This is a genomic window from Reichenbachiella sp. MALMAid0571 (genome assembly GCF_040151475.1).
Taxonomy (GTDB): Bacteria; Bacteroidota; Bacteroidia; order Cytophagales; family Cyclobacteriaceae; genus CAXBNB01.
On the sequence record NZ_JBDKWG010000147.1, the window covers coordinates 1 to 15409 of the forward strand.

The 15409-nt window shown below is 36.6% G+C and carries 14 protein-coding genes; 8 read left to right on the plus strand and 6 right to left on the minus strand.

Annotated features, from left to right (window positions below; genetic code table 11):
* The first annotated feature begins 247 nt into the window (after positions 1-247).
* Positions 248-2131 carry an ABC-F family ATP-binding cassette domain-containing protein gene (locus AAOP42_RS19390; RefSeq protein WP_349530237.1) on the plus strand — a complete coding sequence of 628 codons (1884 nt, stop codon included), beginning with the start codon at positions 248-250 and terminating at the stop codon, positions 2129-2131.
* 149 nt (positions 2132-2280) lie between these two features.
* On the plus strand, positions 2281-3534 hold the full coding sequence (locus AAOP42_RS19395) for a dipeptidase (RefSeq protein WP_349530238.1): 1254 nt from the start codon (positions 2281-2283) through the stop codon (positions 3532-3534).
* A gap of 1078 nt (positions 3535-4612) precedes the next feature.
* Here the strand turns inward: AAOP42_RS19395 and AAOP42_RS19400 are convergent.
* Complete coding sequence (locus tag AAOP42_RS19400) at positions 4613-4744, minus strand: hypothetical protein (protein WP_349530239.1); 132 nt, start codon at positions 4742-4744, stop codon at positions 4613-4615.
* Positions 4745-4837: 93 nt separating this feature from the next.
* On the opposite strand from AAOP42_RS19400, the gene AAOP42_RS19405 reads away from it, so the two are divergent.
* Positions 4838-5068 (plus strand): hypothetical protein, encoded by a 231-nt coding sequence (locus AAOP42_RS19405; protein ID WP_349530240.1) that lies wholly within the window; start codon positions 4838-4840, stop codon positions 5066-5068.
* Positions 5069-5122: 54 nt separating this feature from the next.
* Positions 5123-5308 (plus strand): PspC domain-containing protein, encoded by a 186-nt coding sequence (locus tag AAOP42_RS19410; RefSeq protein WP_349530241.1) that lies wholly within the window; start codon positions 5123-5125, stop codon positions 5306-5308.
* 18 nt (positions 5309-5326) lie between these two features.
* Here the strand turns inward: AAOP42_RS19410 and AAOP42_RS19415 are convergent, their stop codons facing one another.
* Positions 5327-6484, minus strand: coding sequence for a formimidoylglutamase (locus AAOP42_RS19415; RefSeq protein WP_349530242.1), 1158 nt, complete (start codon positions 6482-6484; stop codon positions 5327-5329).
* 93 nt (positions 6485-6577) lie between these two features.
* Entirely contained in the window at positions 6578-7885 is a 1308-nt protein-coding gene (nqrF, locus tag AAOP42_RS19420) for an NADH:ubiquinone reductase (Na(+)-transporting) subunit F (protein ID WP_349530243.1), read from the minus strand.
* A gap of 148 nt (positions 7886-8033) precedes the next feature.
* Here nqrF and AAOP42_RS19425 point away from each other — a divergent pair, with 148 nt between their 5' ends.
* Complete coding sequence (locus AAOP42_RS19425; RefSeq protein ID WP_349530244.1) at positions 8034-8450, plus strand: VOC family protein; 417 nt, start codon at positions 8034-8036, stop codon at positions 8448-8450.
* A gap of 76 nt (positions 8451-8526) precedes the next feature.
* Here AAOP42_RS19425 and AAOP42_RS19430 read toward each other — a convergent pair whose 3' ends face one another.
* Positions 8527-9510 carry a radical SAM protein gene (locus tag AAOP42_RS19430; protein ID WP_349530245.1) on the minus strand — a complete coding sequence of 328 codons (984 nt, stop codon included), beginning with the start codon at positions 9508-9510 and terminating at the stop codon, positions 8527-8529.
* A gap of 75 nt (positions 9511-9585) precedes the next feature.
* Here AAOP42_RS19430 and pyrF point away from each other — a divergent pair, with 75 nt between their 5' ends.
* The 3 genes from pyrF (at position 9586) to AAOP42_RS19445 (ending at position 12688) form a co-directional block, all read left to right on the plus strand.
* Positions 9586-10398: an orotidine-5'-phosphate decarboxylase gene (pyrF, locus tag AAOP42_RS19435; protein ID WP_349530246.1), complete on the plus strand. Its 813-nt coding sequence runs from the start codon at positions 9586-9588 to the stop codon at positions 10396-10398.
* A 198-nt stretch (positions 10399-10596) separates the two neighbouring features.
* Positions 10597-11919, plus strand: a complete 1323-nt coding sequence (locus AAOP42_RS19440; protein ID WP_349530247.1) for an OmpA family protein — start codon at positions 10597-10599, stop codon at positions 11917-11919.
* A 142-nt stretch (positions 11920-12061) separates the two neighbouring features.
* Positions 12062-12688: a response regulator gene (locus AAOP42_RS19445; RefSeq protein ID WP_349530248.1), complete on the plus strand. Its 627-nt coding sequence runs from the start codon at positions 12062-12064 to the stop codon at positions 12686-12688.
* 31 nt (positions 12689-12719) lie between these two features.
* Here the strand turns inward: AAOP42_RS19445 and AAOP42_RS19450 are convergent, their stop codons facing one another.
* On the minus strand, positions 12720-14891 hold the full coding sequence (locus AAOP42_RS19450) for a DUF5916 domain-containing protein (RefSeq protein ID WP_349530249.1): 2172 nt from the start codon (positions 14889-14891) through the stop codon (positions 12720-12722).
* A 154-nt stretch (positions 14892-15045) separates the two neighbouring features.
* Complete coding sequence (locus AAOP42_RS19455; protein WP_349530250.1) at positions 15046-15336, minus strand: ABC transporter permease; 291 nt, start codon at positions 15334-15336, stop codon at positions 15046-15048.
* Positions 15337-15409 lie beyond the last annotated feature (73 nt).

Consider the following 15409-nt stretch of genomic DNA (forward strand, 5'->3'; position numbering starts at 1 on the left):
CAGTCCGGTTTAGCGCAAAAACAGGAAAAAAAACCAAAACCAAAACCGTATTCGAAAAAGGGACGATCAAAATCTAATTTTAGGTTCTGAAAATTGAATTTTTTACTCTCCTGATTATTGAAAGTCCGACAGACTCCTAGCTAAATCATCAATTTTCACTTCCTGTAATGTTCCCCATCGTTCTGCCTACAGATAGTTTTGCCCATTCATGTCATTGGGCTAACTTCGCATCAGAATTAAAAAATATATGCCTGTCAATTACCTATCTGTAGAAAAACTCAGTAAAAGTTTTAACGAAAAAGTTCTTTTTGAAAACCTTACATTTGGCCTGGAACAAGGGCAGAAAGCCGCATTGATTGGAGTCAATGGATGTGGGAAATCTACTCTTTTAAATATCATTGCAGGAAAAGATACTCCTGACACAGGTATAGTATCTTTTCAAAAAGACCTTGTTGTAAAATACCTAGATCAGTCTCCGGATTTAAGTACCTATATAACTATACTCGATTCCATATTTGATTCTTCGCACCCGGAAGCAGTGGTACTCAAAAGGTATAGCCAACTGGCAGAATTGGAAAACCCTTCGGAAAAAGAACAGGAAGAGCTTCAGGATGTATTCACTCAAATGGATAGCCTCAATGCCTGGAACTATGAGCACAGGGCTAAAGAAATACTGGGAAAACTAGGCATCAAAGACCTGAACAGGGAAATTAAAAACCTATCCGGAGGGCAAAAGAAAAGAATAGCACTGGCAAGGGTATTGATTGATAAGCCAGACCTATTGATACTCGATGAGCCTACCAACCATCTGGATTTGGAAATCATAGAATGGCTCGAAGACTACTTATCTACTGCCAACCTTTCCATCCTGATGGTGACTCACGATCGGTATTTCTTAGACAGGGTAACAAACGAAATCATAGAAATAGCAGACGGACAGTTGCACAAGTTCAAAGGAAATTATGGTAACTATCTGGAACAGAAGGCTGAACGTGAAGAAATGCAACAGGTCTCTAAGGACAAGGCACGTAATCTGATGAAAAAAGAATTGGAATGGATGAGACGGCAGCCCAAAGCCAGAGGAACCAAAGCCAAATACAGGATTGAAGCCTTTCATGACACCAAGGAAAAAGCAACAGTTAACCTGAGCAAAGGCGAGTTGGAAATAAAAGTTTCCGGAAGCAGGCAAGGCAAAAAAATCATCGAATTGGAGAAAATTTCCAAATCTTACGGTGATGTCAAAATCTTCGAGGATTTCTCCTACGTTTTCAAAAGAGAAGAAAAACTAGGGCTCGTAGGCAAAAACGGCACTGGAAAATCAACTTTTCTCAACGTATTGACGGGGAAAATGGAAGCTGACTCTGGCAACCTGGACAAAGGCATCAATACCAAATTTGGCTACTATACGCAAGATGATTTCCCTGTAAAAGAGAATCAAAAAGTAATAGATGTAGTGAAAGAAGTGGCCGAAGTAATTACACTCGACGATGGTAGCACGGTAACTGCTTCTCAATTACTCAATCTCTTTCTATTTCCTCCGGCATCACAGTACAGCTTTGTATCGAAATTGAGTGGCGGTGAAAAAAGGCGGCTTCAATTGCTTCGTGTACTGATGTCCAACCCTAACTTTCTCATCCTTGACGAACCCACAAATGATCTGGACATTGTAACATTAAATATTCTGGAAGAGTATTTACAGAATTTCTCAGGGTGTTTGATTCTGGTATCTCATGACAGATACTTCATGGATAAACTTGTGGATCATTTGTTTATTTTGGATGAAACATCAGAGATCAAAGACTTTCCCGGAAACTACACTGACTACAGACTACAAGTACAAAACGAAAAGTCAGATAACCTTAAACCAATAAAAGAGCCTAAAACGGAGAAAAAACCAGAAACAAAAAAGGAATCCGGAAAGAAATTAAATTTCAATGAGCAAAAGGAGTTCAACCAACTGGAAACAGAACTCAAAAAACTGGAAGCCAGTAAAGAAGAATTAATCGAAAAATTGAATTCTGGTAGTACCGATCATGCAGAGCTTGCAAAATGGTCAGCGGAAATAGAAAGAATAACCGAAGAGGTTGATGAAAAAGAGTTGAGGTGGCTTGAATTATCTGAAAGAGCGTAAATACCCATCATTTAGATACTTCTTTCAATTCTCTAAAAACGTAAAATTTCAATCCGTTTTATTTAGGCTATTCTAAAATTTGTATCTTAATTTTGATGAAAATAGCATTCTAAAATAAGATTGACAAATAAAACACAAAAACCTCCGGCATGAACAAATTGAAATTATCTGGAATTTTAGCGGTGATAGCTTTATTTGCTATGGCTTCTTGTACACAGAAAAAAGAAAGCAATTCGCCAAAAAACCTCCAAATTGACAACAAAATATTGGCTCAGAACCTGGCACAAAAGTTCATCATTACAGATGGACACATTGATCTGCCATACCACCTGAAAAGTATGGGTTTTTTAGACCTTAAAAACACTCCAACTCTTGTTGACGGCATAAAAGGAGATTTCGATTTTCCCAGAGCAAAAAAAGGAGGACTGGATGCTCCATTTATGTCAATTTTTATACCTCCGGCTTTGCAGAAAACCGGTGGATCAAAGGAACTGGCAGATTCATTGATCAATATGGTAGAGCACATCACCACCTCATTCCCAAATCATTTTGGATTGGCTTCTTCACCAAACGATGTGATAAAAAACTTCAAATCCGGAAAAATATCCCTACCAATGGGAATGGAAAATGGTTCGCCAATCGAAGGTGACATCAACAATGTAAAGTACTTTTTTGACCGTGGCATCCGCTACATTACCCTTACACATGGTAAAGTAAATGAAATATGCGATTCTTCTTATGACCCTGTCAGAACCTGGAATGGCTTAAGCCCTTTTGGAAAAGAAGTCGTTTTAGAAATGAATAAACAGGGGATAATGGTTGATGTTTCGCATATATCCGACAGTACTTTTTATCAGGTGATGGAGCTTACAGACGTTCCTTGCATTGCATCTCATTCATCTGTCAGAAAATTCACTCCGGGGTTTGAGCGAAATATGAGTGACGATATGATTAAACTATTGGCCAAGAAAAACGGTGTGATACAAATCAACTTTGGATCGTCTTTTCTTACTTATAAATATGAAAAAAGACTTAAAGAAAGAGATTCTCTCAAAAGAATTTTCATGAAAGAGAACAACCTTACTGGTAAGGATAGTTTGGCCAAAGCATTCAATACCAAATGGCTAGAAGAAAATAAACTCTATGCAGATGTAGAAATTGTAGCCGATCATATTGATCATGTAGTAAAATTGACCGGAATTGACCATGTCGGACTAGGATCGGATTATGATGGTGTAGGCAACTCATTGCCTACTGGTCTGAAAGACGTTTCAGGATACCCCAATCTTTTAGAGGAACTTCTCAATAGAGGATATTCTGAAGAGGATATTGAAAAGATATGCTACAAAAATGTCTTTCGAGTATGGAATGCTGTACTAGATCATGCCGGTAAAAACAACTAAAATACTATACCAGCATTTTGAGATTAACCGACTACTCAAACCATATCATTGCAGGCATTTCACTGTCGTTTTTAGCCCTGTCTCTGAGCAATGGTATCGGCTTGAGTTTTGATTCCAATCTTTTCCTTAAGGGAGGAAGCTATATCGCAGAAAATGAATTAAACAATCTATTTGATTCAGGTGTATTTCGTGCAAAACCTCCTCTTTTCCCTATTTTTCTTTATTTGCTTGACAACAATATTTCACTGATCACATGGAGCAACTTTCTATTTTATGCCTGCTCTCTCTACCTGTCATTTTATTTGACAAATCAATTAATAACGGACTTATCATACCGGGTTTTACTTAAATCTACAATTGCTCTGAGCACTCCACTTCTCATGCTTTACGAGTTTTTATTACCCGAACCAATCTTTATGGTCATCTGGAATATTCATCTCATCGTATTGTTTAAAACACTCAGAAAAGCCTCTTCAAAGTATATAATCATACTTATGGCCACCAGTATTTTACTCATTGGCCTCAGACATATTGGTATTGTGTTTGTTGTCTTATCAGGTTCCTTTTTACTCTATCATCTCCGAAAAACTCCCTTCAAAGTATGGAGCATCCTCAACTTTCTCGTGCCTTTATTTCTCTTCTTTTTGTGGCAACACCTTCTATCTAATCATGTAGGACATTATGAAAGACTCAATCATTTTTCGGGAGTTGATATCATCGGAAATACTATACAAGTAGCCATTAATTTTTCAAAATCTTTTTTTCCGAATACTGGCATTGTTACTATTGATTTAATGGTGTTATTAGTGACCATTAGTTGCATTATATATTTGGTTAGGTTAGCCATTATTCATTCAACTTCCTATATTCCTTATAAACACTTTCTTATTTTTATAATTTTTGTGTTTCCCCCTTTTATCATATTAAAAGGAGATCTGATATACTCTGATATAGAACGGTATCTCTCAATAATATTTCTACCATTATTTTTATTAATCATCTCTGGTTTACAGCAATTTCAATCAAAGTTTGGTATAAACAAAAACACAATAATGGTTACTTATTCAGTCTGGCTACTTTATCCTCTGGTAAGGCTTGTAAATAATGTCATACTCTGGTCAGGGTTAGGCCAATAAAGTGCATCTATCTGGCTTACCAACGGACAATAAATGAAATTAATCTGTTCGGTAACGATACACTTATCTCCCATTTTTCAATCAAAAATAAATATAATTAACTGTAAATAAGCACCTTACAAAATATGGCATATCTATTGTCGCCTTAAGATGATAATCGTATTGAAATGAAAAAGATTAGTTTTACTTCTTCTAAAGTTTTACTCATTATTCTGGGAGTATTAGTAGCAATAGTAGTCATTGGATTTGGTTCAAAAGCTACAAGCAAAGAAAACAAACAACTGGAATGGGGGAAACCTACCAGTGAATTTATACAGAAGTCGTTGCAAAAACCCGTTAAAGAAATAGCTGGTTTAATCAATGCCTACATATATAGAAACAACAAAATTTTAATGTGAATATTTATTATTGAGCATTAAATTGACGAACTTAATAGCCTAAACAATAAAAGCATGACAAAAAAATTGACAAGATCAGACGACAGAATAATTGCCGGAGTGTGCTCAGGTATAGCAGATTATTTCGGATTCGATCCTACCCTTACAAGAATAGGATATGTATTAATATCCATACTAAGTGCTGCGTTTCCAGGATTACTGGTTTACATCATAATGTGGATAATAATGCCTGGCAGGTAACTTGATATTGCTCCAATTTTAAGACGAAGTTTTTGCTACCGTGCTGATCCACCTGTCCGGAACCTCACCTTTTGTAGCCTTTTCATAATCAGAAAAGTCGCAAGGAATGATAAAATTCCGATCATAAACGCCCTTTCTTGCATTATTAGGCACTTCCATCCACCACTTTTCAGACAACTGGCTTTTATAAAAAACAATAGTCTCCGGTGCAGAATCCATTGATACAATGTATTTTAAAAAATCATTGGTCTGAAAACCCTTCTCTCCCTTCCTGTTTTTAAACCCTTCGATAAAATACCAAATCATAACAGCCATAGTCATGGCAGTCGGTTGACCTTCAATATCTTTTTTCGGATCATACTCATAAAAACCAGCTGAACTGAGCTTGTCATTCATACCAGCATACCAGCAGATTTGACATGCTTCCTCACCTGTCAGGCCAAACACCTCAGACTGAGATCCTCCCGGACAATATTGATTCCTAATCGAAGAAATATCGAAAGTCAGCATATCGGCTTCCCTAATAAGTGGTTCTGCTCTTTTAAGGTCTTCACGTATTTCACCAAGCCTAAAAGATTGAAAATTTAGTTGCTCCATAACCTTCAATGCAGAAGGATTTACCAGATAACTCTGATGCGCCAAATGATTATAATTGAATAAGTAATTTGGTTCATGAGTAAATATCTTATGAATATGTTTTGCATTTGCAGACACCTCTTTTTCATCTTCCAGGTCAAAACGAGAATCCACATTCAAAATACTTACAAGCTTTTCCTGATTTTCGTAAGCCAGGTACTGACCAAAGTCTAAATCATGTGTTCCTCCAATTAATATTGGCAAAATATTGTCCTCCATTAGGTGAAATACAACTTCTTTTATCCTAACCACTGTTTCTTCACGTGATGGCCCATTTCTAAGGTTACCCAAATCGGCGATATTGCAAGAACCAACTCCCTTTTTTAAAGAGTACAGTTTTTTTCGAATTTGCTCCGTGCCACTGGTGTCTATAGTATTGTTACCCCTTATTTCATTTAACCCTATAATTGCAATATCCAACCCTTCTTTTTCGGGCATTTTATGCTGATTAACATAAATAAAATTGAATAAAGAATCGTTTGGAAGTGCTTCAGAGGCCAGTTTTTCGTCAATTGCATCAAAAAAAAGTTTGAGATCCATAGTGAACTGCTATATTAGAGTTGGTATGATCAAAACTACATAAAAAAAGGGGAATGAAATTCCCCTTTTTAGTTCTTTATTTTTTGTTTTGGCTTATCCTCCAAAGTCATCAAATGCTACATTCTCGGAAGGGACTCCCCAATCGTCACACATCTTCAACACTGCTGAGTTCATCATTGGTGGTCCACAAAAGTAAAACTCTATGTCTTCAGGAGAATCATGTTTCTTCAGCTGCTGCTCAATAACAGCATTGTGTACAAACCCAAGAAAACCATCCCCTTCAGGATCATCCATAGACTTTTTCTCCACCCAATTGTCTTCCGGTAACGGATCAGAAAGCACTACATGAAAACTAAAGTTAGGAAAGTTCTTTTCAATGTTTCTAAAATCATCGATATAGAATAACTCTCTTTTAGACCTACCTCCATACCAGTAAGTCACTTTTCTACCTGTCTTTAATGTATGAAATAAATGAAATAAATGCGATCTCATTGGTGCCATTCCAGCACCTCCACCTACATATATCATTTCTGCACCAGTATCTTTTATAAAGAATTCACCGTAAGGGCCGGATATTGTTACCTTATCGCCAACTTTTCTGGAAAAAACATACGAAGAGCAAATTCCGGGATTCACATCCATCCAGGCATTTTTACCTCTGTCCCAGGGTGGAGTTGCAATTCTTATTGTCAACATCACAATATTACCTTCTGCAGGGTGGTTTGCCATAGAATAAGCTCTGAATATTGGCTCATCGTTTTTCATTTTCAAATCCCACAAACCAAATTTGTCCCAGTCTTCTTTAAACTTGTCCGGACCTGCAGGATCGCTTGGATCAGGACGAATGTCAATATCTTTAAAGTCAACTTCACACTTCGGAACATCTATCTGAATATATCCACCAGCCTGAAAATCTAATGTCTCCCCTTCAGGAAGTCTGACTATAAACGCTTTTATAAAAGTTGCAACATTGAAATTGGAAATGACCTCACATTCCCACTTCTTGATTCCAAATATTTCTTCTGGAATCTCAATGTTCATATCTTCTTTCACTTTAACCTGGCACGAAAGTCTCACTTTCTCCTTTTGCTCTGTGCGACTTAAATGACCAACCTCAGTTGGTAACACATCTCCACCACCATCTAGTACTTTACACTTGCACATTGCACAAGTACCACCACCACCGCATGCTGAAGGAAGAAATATTTTTTGAGCTCCAAGAGTCGATAAAAGTGTTGATCCAGCTGACGCAGTAATTGGATTTGCTGTATCACCATTGATGGTAATTTTTACATCGCCTGATTGTACAAGCTTAGATTGTGCAAATAGCAAAATAAACACCAGCAGCAAAATCACCAATGTGAAGGCTACAATAGATGTGATTATGATAAAAGAAGACATTATAAAAGAAGTTTTATTTTTTACAGGTAAAAATCTGGCACAAATATAATTCAATCTCTATGATTCCAATAAGTTGACACTTTTTTTTAACCCTAAGAATTTAAGGACTATATAGCCTATATTTGATATAAACCAATAAATACAAAATATGAAGAAAGTTACCGGAATAGGTGGGGTTTTCTTTAAGTGTAAAGATCCTGATCAAATGCGGGAATGGTATGGACAAAACCTTGGGTTAGTTACAAATGAGTATGGATCCTTATTCGAATTTTGCTCCAGTGCTACTCCTGATAAAAAAGAATACCTCCAATGGAGTACTATGTCAGAAAAAAGTAAATATTTTGAACCTTCTAAAAAGCAATTCATGATCAATTACCGTGTAGAAAATTTGATCAAACTTCTGGAAGAACTCAAAAATAGCGGTGTTGAGATAATAGGTAAAACGGAAGAATATGAATATGGTAAATTCGCATGGATTCTGGATCCGGAAGGCAATAAAATTGAATTGTGGGAACCCGTTGATGAGGCCTTCACCAAAGAATATGAAGGTAAAACAACATGTTAGGTAATAAAATTTATAATTACACAATTCTATTATGCATAATTTTATTATGTATTAATGATAATACTTAAATAATCATTCAAAAAGGTAGCAGCTTCTTCCATGTACCTTTTAATCTATTGTATTTAATAGTGCTTTTTAGAGCAGTAAACCAATATTTATTTACTTCAACAGCAAAAGAGGGCTGCATGTAGCAGTTGATCGTACAACCTTCACATGCCGGAAACCTGCCTTCCAAAGCTACAAGTTTTTGAACTTCCTCTGAGTGATACAGATTGAATAAATTGTTGCTGATTGGGAAAGATTTTTCTCCTAAATGATAACACGGTAACACAAGCTCGTTTTCCGGGCTGATTACAATAGTTGTACTTGCAGCTTTACATATTGGATTATCAACTTTGTTTCCTCCGTCCTTTCTCAAATCTACAAAAGCTTCATTCAGATATACATTTTTTCTTTTACCCCACTTCAGCAAAGTATTCAGGGTATCAGTAGAAAGTGGTGGCCCAGACTCCACATCATTGTAATCAAAAGCCGGATTCAATATTAAAACCAGGTTATTGGGAAGACATACTTTTTTATACACTTCCTCTATCTGATCTGTGTGTTTTTCAAATACTGTAAACAAAATGTCTGGTCTTTCATTCAGGTCAATGGCAATACGAATAGACTCCATTACAAAATCAAAACATGCTACTCCCCGCATTTGATCATGTTCACTCTTTTCTGATGAGTCTAATGAAAAATGAAGCATGTCGATTTTACCTTGTAGTTTTTTGGCCCATTTCGGATAGAGCAAGCAGTTAGTCGTTACTGTAGTAATAAAACCCATCTCTTTGGCTGCTCCGAGCAGTTCATCAATTTCACGATGAATCAAAGGCTCTCCCCCTGTAAAATCAATTACCTTGACTCCCAATCTCTTAAGATCTGCAAGGTTCTTTTTGGCTGTTTCTACATTTACATAGGGTGATGGTTTTTCCCATATATCACAAAATCCACATTTAGCATTGCAACGATAGGTGACGTAGTAGTTACATAATACAGGATGTCTGATTAGTCTCATTCAAAAATGATTATTCTGCTGTAAAAATAGGCTAAAGCCTTCCTAACATATCAGAAATGGAATTAATTTTGGCTCATGACAAGAACAGAACTATTTGATCAGATAAAACTAAAACAATCTTTTCTTTGTGTTGGCTTAGATACAGACATTAATAAAATACCAAAGCACTTACTAGATTTAGAAGACCCCATTTTCGAATTCAACAGGCAAATCATAGATGCTACCAAAGAATTTGCTATAGCCTACAAGCCAAATATAGCTTTTTATGAAGCTATGGGCTCAAGAGGTTGGGAATCTTTAGAGAAAACTGTTAATTATATTCCAAAAGATATTTTTACCATTGCAGATGCCAAAAGGGGTGATATTGGAAATACCTCTTCTTTATATGCAAGGGCATTTTTCGAAAAGATGAATTTTGACTCTGTGACAGTAGCTCCTTACATGGGTGTTGACTCTGTTTCTCCATTTTTACAATTCGAAAATAAATGGGTAATACTTCTTGCGGTAACTTCCAATGAAGGGGGCAAAGATTTTCAATTTCTTCAAACTGAAGGTCAACCTCTTTACAAGCATGTATTATCCAAATCCAGTCTTTGGGGCACTCCGGACAATCTCATGTATGTAGTGGGTGCTACCAGGCCTGAATACCTCACAGAAATTCGTGCAATTATACCGCACCATTTTCTTTTGGTTCCCGGTATTGGTGCACAAGGAGGGAATTTGGAAGCTGTTTGTAAGTTTGGCATGAACAACACATGTGGCTTAATAGTGAACTCAGCCAGAGGCATCATCTATAAAAGCGATGGGAAAGATTTTGCAGAAGCAGCTCACTTTGAAGCTAAATTATTGCAAGAAGAGATGAAAAACCTTATGGGAAAATATATGTAATTATTTTAAACCAGTTCCTTTATAAATTTGATAAGGTACAGACATACTACCAACATCAGAATTTTCTAATCCGTTCAAATACATGAATGCTAAATTTGGTGTTAAGTTTGTTCCCATTAGTTAATCAATTAATTACCTTAGTAATAACAAATAGAATAAACTTGTCAAAACTTTCTTGACTCTAAATATACAGATACCATGCGACTAACTATTTACGCCATTTTATTCTTATCTCATGCGGTCTTTAATTCATCTTTTGCTCAAAAGCCTGTCAATATTATTTCTCTGGAGCTGGGCTCTAAAATGATTTCTGTCCCTCCATCTATGGTCGAGATCACTGAGAGAAAAATACTTGCCAAATACTCTCCGGGAGCATTATTCGATAAGAGCCCATATGTTTGGAGTTCTAAAAACACACAGTTTCCATTTGAATTTGTTGTTGAATTAGCAGAAGAATATAAAATCCGGCAATTAATATTCAATAACAAGTGTGAGTTTTATCCGGGAATAGAAACCAAAAACGTACGGGTAGAAATGTCCGAAACTGGCAAAGACACGGGGTTTAATACAGTAGGTGAATACGAGCTAAAAAAAGAAACAGTCAACATTTTTGATGTACCTAATACAAAAGCCAGGTGGATCAAGCTTGTTATTTTAGACAACTATGGCAACAACGAGCGTGTACAACTTGCTGAATTTGAAGCCATAGGAATCCCAGCAAACAAAATAAAAAGGACTGTTCAGGTGGATGGAGTCTGGCACACCAACTGGCAAGACATAACCTTTGAGCAGGAAGGAGAATCTTTTACTGGCTCTTATGTATATACTAATGGGCAGAGTAAAATCAAAGGAAAAGTAAACAATGGTAAAATCAGTGAAAATTCAATTGAATTTGATTGGAATGAGAAAAAAGTAACAGGAACTGCTAAATTATACCTGAATCAAGAAGGAAATAGAATCTCTGGAATCTGGAAAAACAACGATAATCCGAGGGATTTTAATTTATGGACTATGACCCGAGATGTGGTAGAAAGTAAACCTATCGAATACTCTGAACCCGTGGAAGAAGAAGAAATAGAGGAGGTTATAGAAAAAGAAGAAGTAGCAATTGTAGAAGTTGAAGCAAAAAAAGAAGTACTTCCTATCGCTAAGCCCATAGTAAAAATAGGCGATGATGAAGTAAAAGTTGGTAGTACTATCATTTTAAAAAATGTATTTTTTGACCTGGGAAAATCCACAGTGACACCCAGTTCATATGATGAACTTGACAAGCTTTACGGCTATTTAAACGACAATCCCAGTACAGATGTAACTATCAATGGACATACAGACAAATTAGGTGACCCTAAAAAAAATCTAATCTTATCCCAGCAAAGGGCTGATGCCATCATGGAATATTTAACGAATAAAGGGGTAAACAAAAAAAGGATTTCAACTATTGGAAAAGGAGATACAGAAACCATCTGTCCTACCCCCTGTAAAGAAAATCGAAGAGTAGATTTTGTTTTGGTCGAGAAATAGAATTATTACTGGCTATAAGTCACTATAGTTTTAACTAATTTCACTAGAATAAAATTATACCAGATAGAGGGTATTGTCAAAAAATCAGAGAGTACTAGTTTTGGTGTTTCAAATCTTTAACAAGATTAACCCAAAGCTATTTATGAAAATCCCGAAAATTTTAATTGTAGATGACCATGCGTTGCTTCTTGATGGCATTAAAAAACTAATAGATGATTTCGTAGTAATCGCTGAGGTTAAGAAAGAGAGTAACTCCTTCAGAGCAGTTGAAGCCCTCAATAAAGATCAATATGATATGTTGATCTCAGACTATGAAATGCCCGGGCTTAACGGTGCAGCATTGACCAAAGCAGCCAGAGCTTGTCAACCCAACATCAAAGTACTCATTTTAAGCATGCATGATGAATCCTACATAATAAACCCATTGATTTCTTTAGGCATAAATGGTTATCTCCTAAAAAAAGACATGTACAGCCAATTGGAATCGGCTATAGCAAAAATTCTAAACGGAAAAACCTATTTTAGTCCAGAAATTGATCCTGCTAAAGTTCAAATACAAGTATCTAAATCAAACAATTTGTTATCAAATCGGGAACTGGAAATATTGAAATTGATTATTCAAGATCACTCAACACCAGAGATTGCTGAACAGTTGTCTCTCAATCTAAAAACAATCGAAACCCATGAGAAAAACATGATAAGAAAAATGCGGGTGAAAAACAGAACAGACTTGGTAAAGTATGCCAATGAGCACGTTCTTTTATATTAATACCTCATTTTATGCTATCTCTAAGCAGGATTTAGTTGAACCAATAAGACAATTTCAATACTAAAGCTCTGTTTTTGGTTTGAAAATTCTCTGGAAAAGAGTTGTCCGTGTAAACGATAAACAAATCAGAAACCGGAGCAAATCGCCACTGAAATCTCATGTTCAAATTCAAATTATCTATTTGATCATTGTATTGAACGAAAGTGGTAAAAAATATTTTATTGGTAAATGTGATGTCCAGTTTTGGGCCTATCAGAAAAAACTCTGTATCACTCAATTGAGTGGACAAATTGGTAATCCGATGGAAGGACGATACCAAAGCCAATGAACCAAAAGGCTGTACACGGTAATTCGTTTCTCCATTTAAGCTAAACCTATTGCCATCAAAATAACCTCCAGACCTTACTGAAACTATATAATTGAAAAGCTGTCGGGCATCAGACGTATATGTCAAAGTAAATTCTTTCCAATTGTAAGTACTTCCTGTATCCAATTTTTCTCCTCCGTTATTTGTAGGATCAAATGGCGTTAAGAGTCTCACAAACCCATCAGTAAGCTCCAGACTAAGCTCACTCCTGTTGAGCCAAACGATAGCATATTTCAATTGAAGTGCTCTATCGGTTAAAGTAAAGTCTGGTTTGTAAAAATTATTTACTGAGAAATTGAAACCATGGTTGGCAATGCGGTTGGAGCCAGGATAAAACTTATAGCCTATTTCAGGGTTGATTCGGTGATAGTTTTTTCGGATCACATAACCCACTTCGGCATCATAACCATCTCCAACATAGGTATAGCGTCCCGATAGATTGAATTGCTGGGTCTTATAATTCAGTTCTCCGAATGTGGTAAAATGCTTATCTATTGCTTGAGGAGAAAATGATTGATGATAAAACATCTTTCCTGTCCATTGGTTGTCGGCACTTGCGAGATTGAAATCAATGCCAGCTACCCGATTGTATTTAGCCAAAATGGTATCTTGTTCATTATAATTTGTTGTCAACTCTTTGTTTACTACAAACAAATTCAGATTCGAACGACTAAATACCTGCTTCTGGACAGTGGCGACACTATAATTGGCTCCAAACTCAATGTCACTACTACCAGTCTGCATGTTCATCAGGCCAATCCTCCATTTCTCACCCAGCTTACCACTGACTCTTGCTCCTGCCCTTACTTTATTTTGAAGACCTATTCTACGAGAAAAAAAAGGCCTCAAGCCGTAAGTCCCCAGACTCGCAAAAATGTCGCTGTTCTCCAGAAAAAATTGACGCTTTTCAGGAAAAAATAGTTCAAATCTACTCAAGTTGGTTACTTGTCTATCAACTTCCACTTGTGAAAAATCCGGGTTCACCGTTAAGTCCAGGTTCATAGAAGTAGATAAGGAAATTTTCGCATCCAACCCTGCGTCTCCTTTGGTATTTGCAGGTTCTCCAGTCTCCACATCCTGTAAAACTCTACCGGATATATATGGGATAAGACCAAACCGAGTCCCTGCTTTGCCAAGTGGTTTATCCCAAACCAGAGTTCCGGTATAAGCCAGACTAGCCGTAGGAAATTGTCTTGGTATTGGTGTCCAACTCGATTTCTCATTATTTTTTAAATCCAAGCGACTAAAACTTATGCCCCATTCTGTATCTCCTTCTCTATAGCGGATACTTCTAAAGGGAATTGCAAATTCAGCAACCCATTTGTCCGGATAATTTTTCACCTCCGATTTCCATTTAGTGTCCCAATCAAGTCCAACCGTTCCTCCGCTGGATTGAGTACCATCCCACTGAGCACCTGCGGCAGATATTCCAAATGAAAATCCATTGGTTTGATCGTTGTAGGTATCTATAAATGAAAGGAAATTGTCGTTTTTCCCAAAAGTAAAATCTCTTCGAAGAGACTCAACCGGCCGTCTGCCGGGAGTAACATCATAACATATAATACCCATGTAGAGATGTGTTTCATCATAGGTCATCATTACCTCTGTCTTGGAAACAGCAAAACCTGTATCAATTGGTAAGACTCTGAAGAAATCACTAGCTCTTTGTGCATTGAGCCAGGGTTCTTCGTCTAAAATACCATCTACCTCTATAGTAGCTTGGGTCTCATAGATAAACAATTTGTATTTTTCTCTGTTGATTTGGTCGGTCTGGGCAAAAAGAAGGTGACAATTGAATAAAAAAACAATTGAAAAAGTAAAGGCACTAACTTTCATAAAAAAGGTTGGATTCTAAAACTTGCACTAGATCACTTGATCTATTCTCAGGTTAAGAATAGTTGCTTATAATAGGTAACATATAGGGACTAAAGGTACTTCTCATATTTCAATTTAAACATGGTTTGAGTGGAAAATTATAAAAAGAAATCCATCATTCAGTTCTCAACCCGTTTGCCAGATTAATCACAGCAGCCTTAATGGATTCGAAACTAACAGTCAATACAGATACCACCACTATTGCACCAGCTGCAGCAGATACACTCCAATGCATTTCTATCCGGTATTCATAATCCTGCAACCAGTTTTGCACCATTAACCAACCTATTGGTATTGCCATAACAAGAGAAACAACCACAAGCTTTAGAAAATTTATGGTAAGTAGTTGAAATATTGTTTGGAATGAAGCACCCAACACTTTTCTGATACAAATTTGAATTCCCATGGATAAACTCCTCCAGATCATATAACAACATCTGATAAATCTTCATGGTAGTCTAGTAAAGGAATCTGACGCC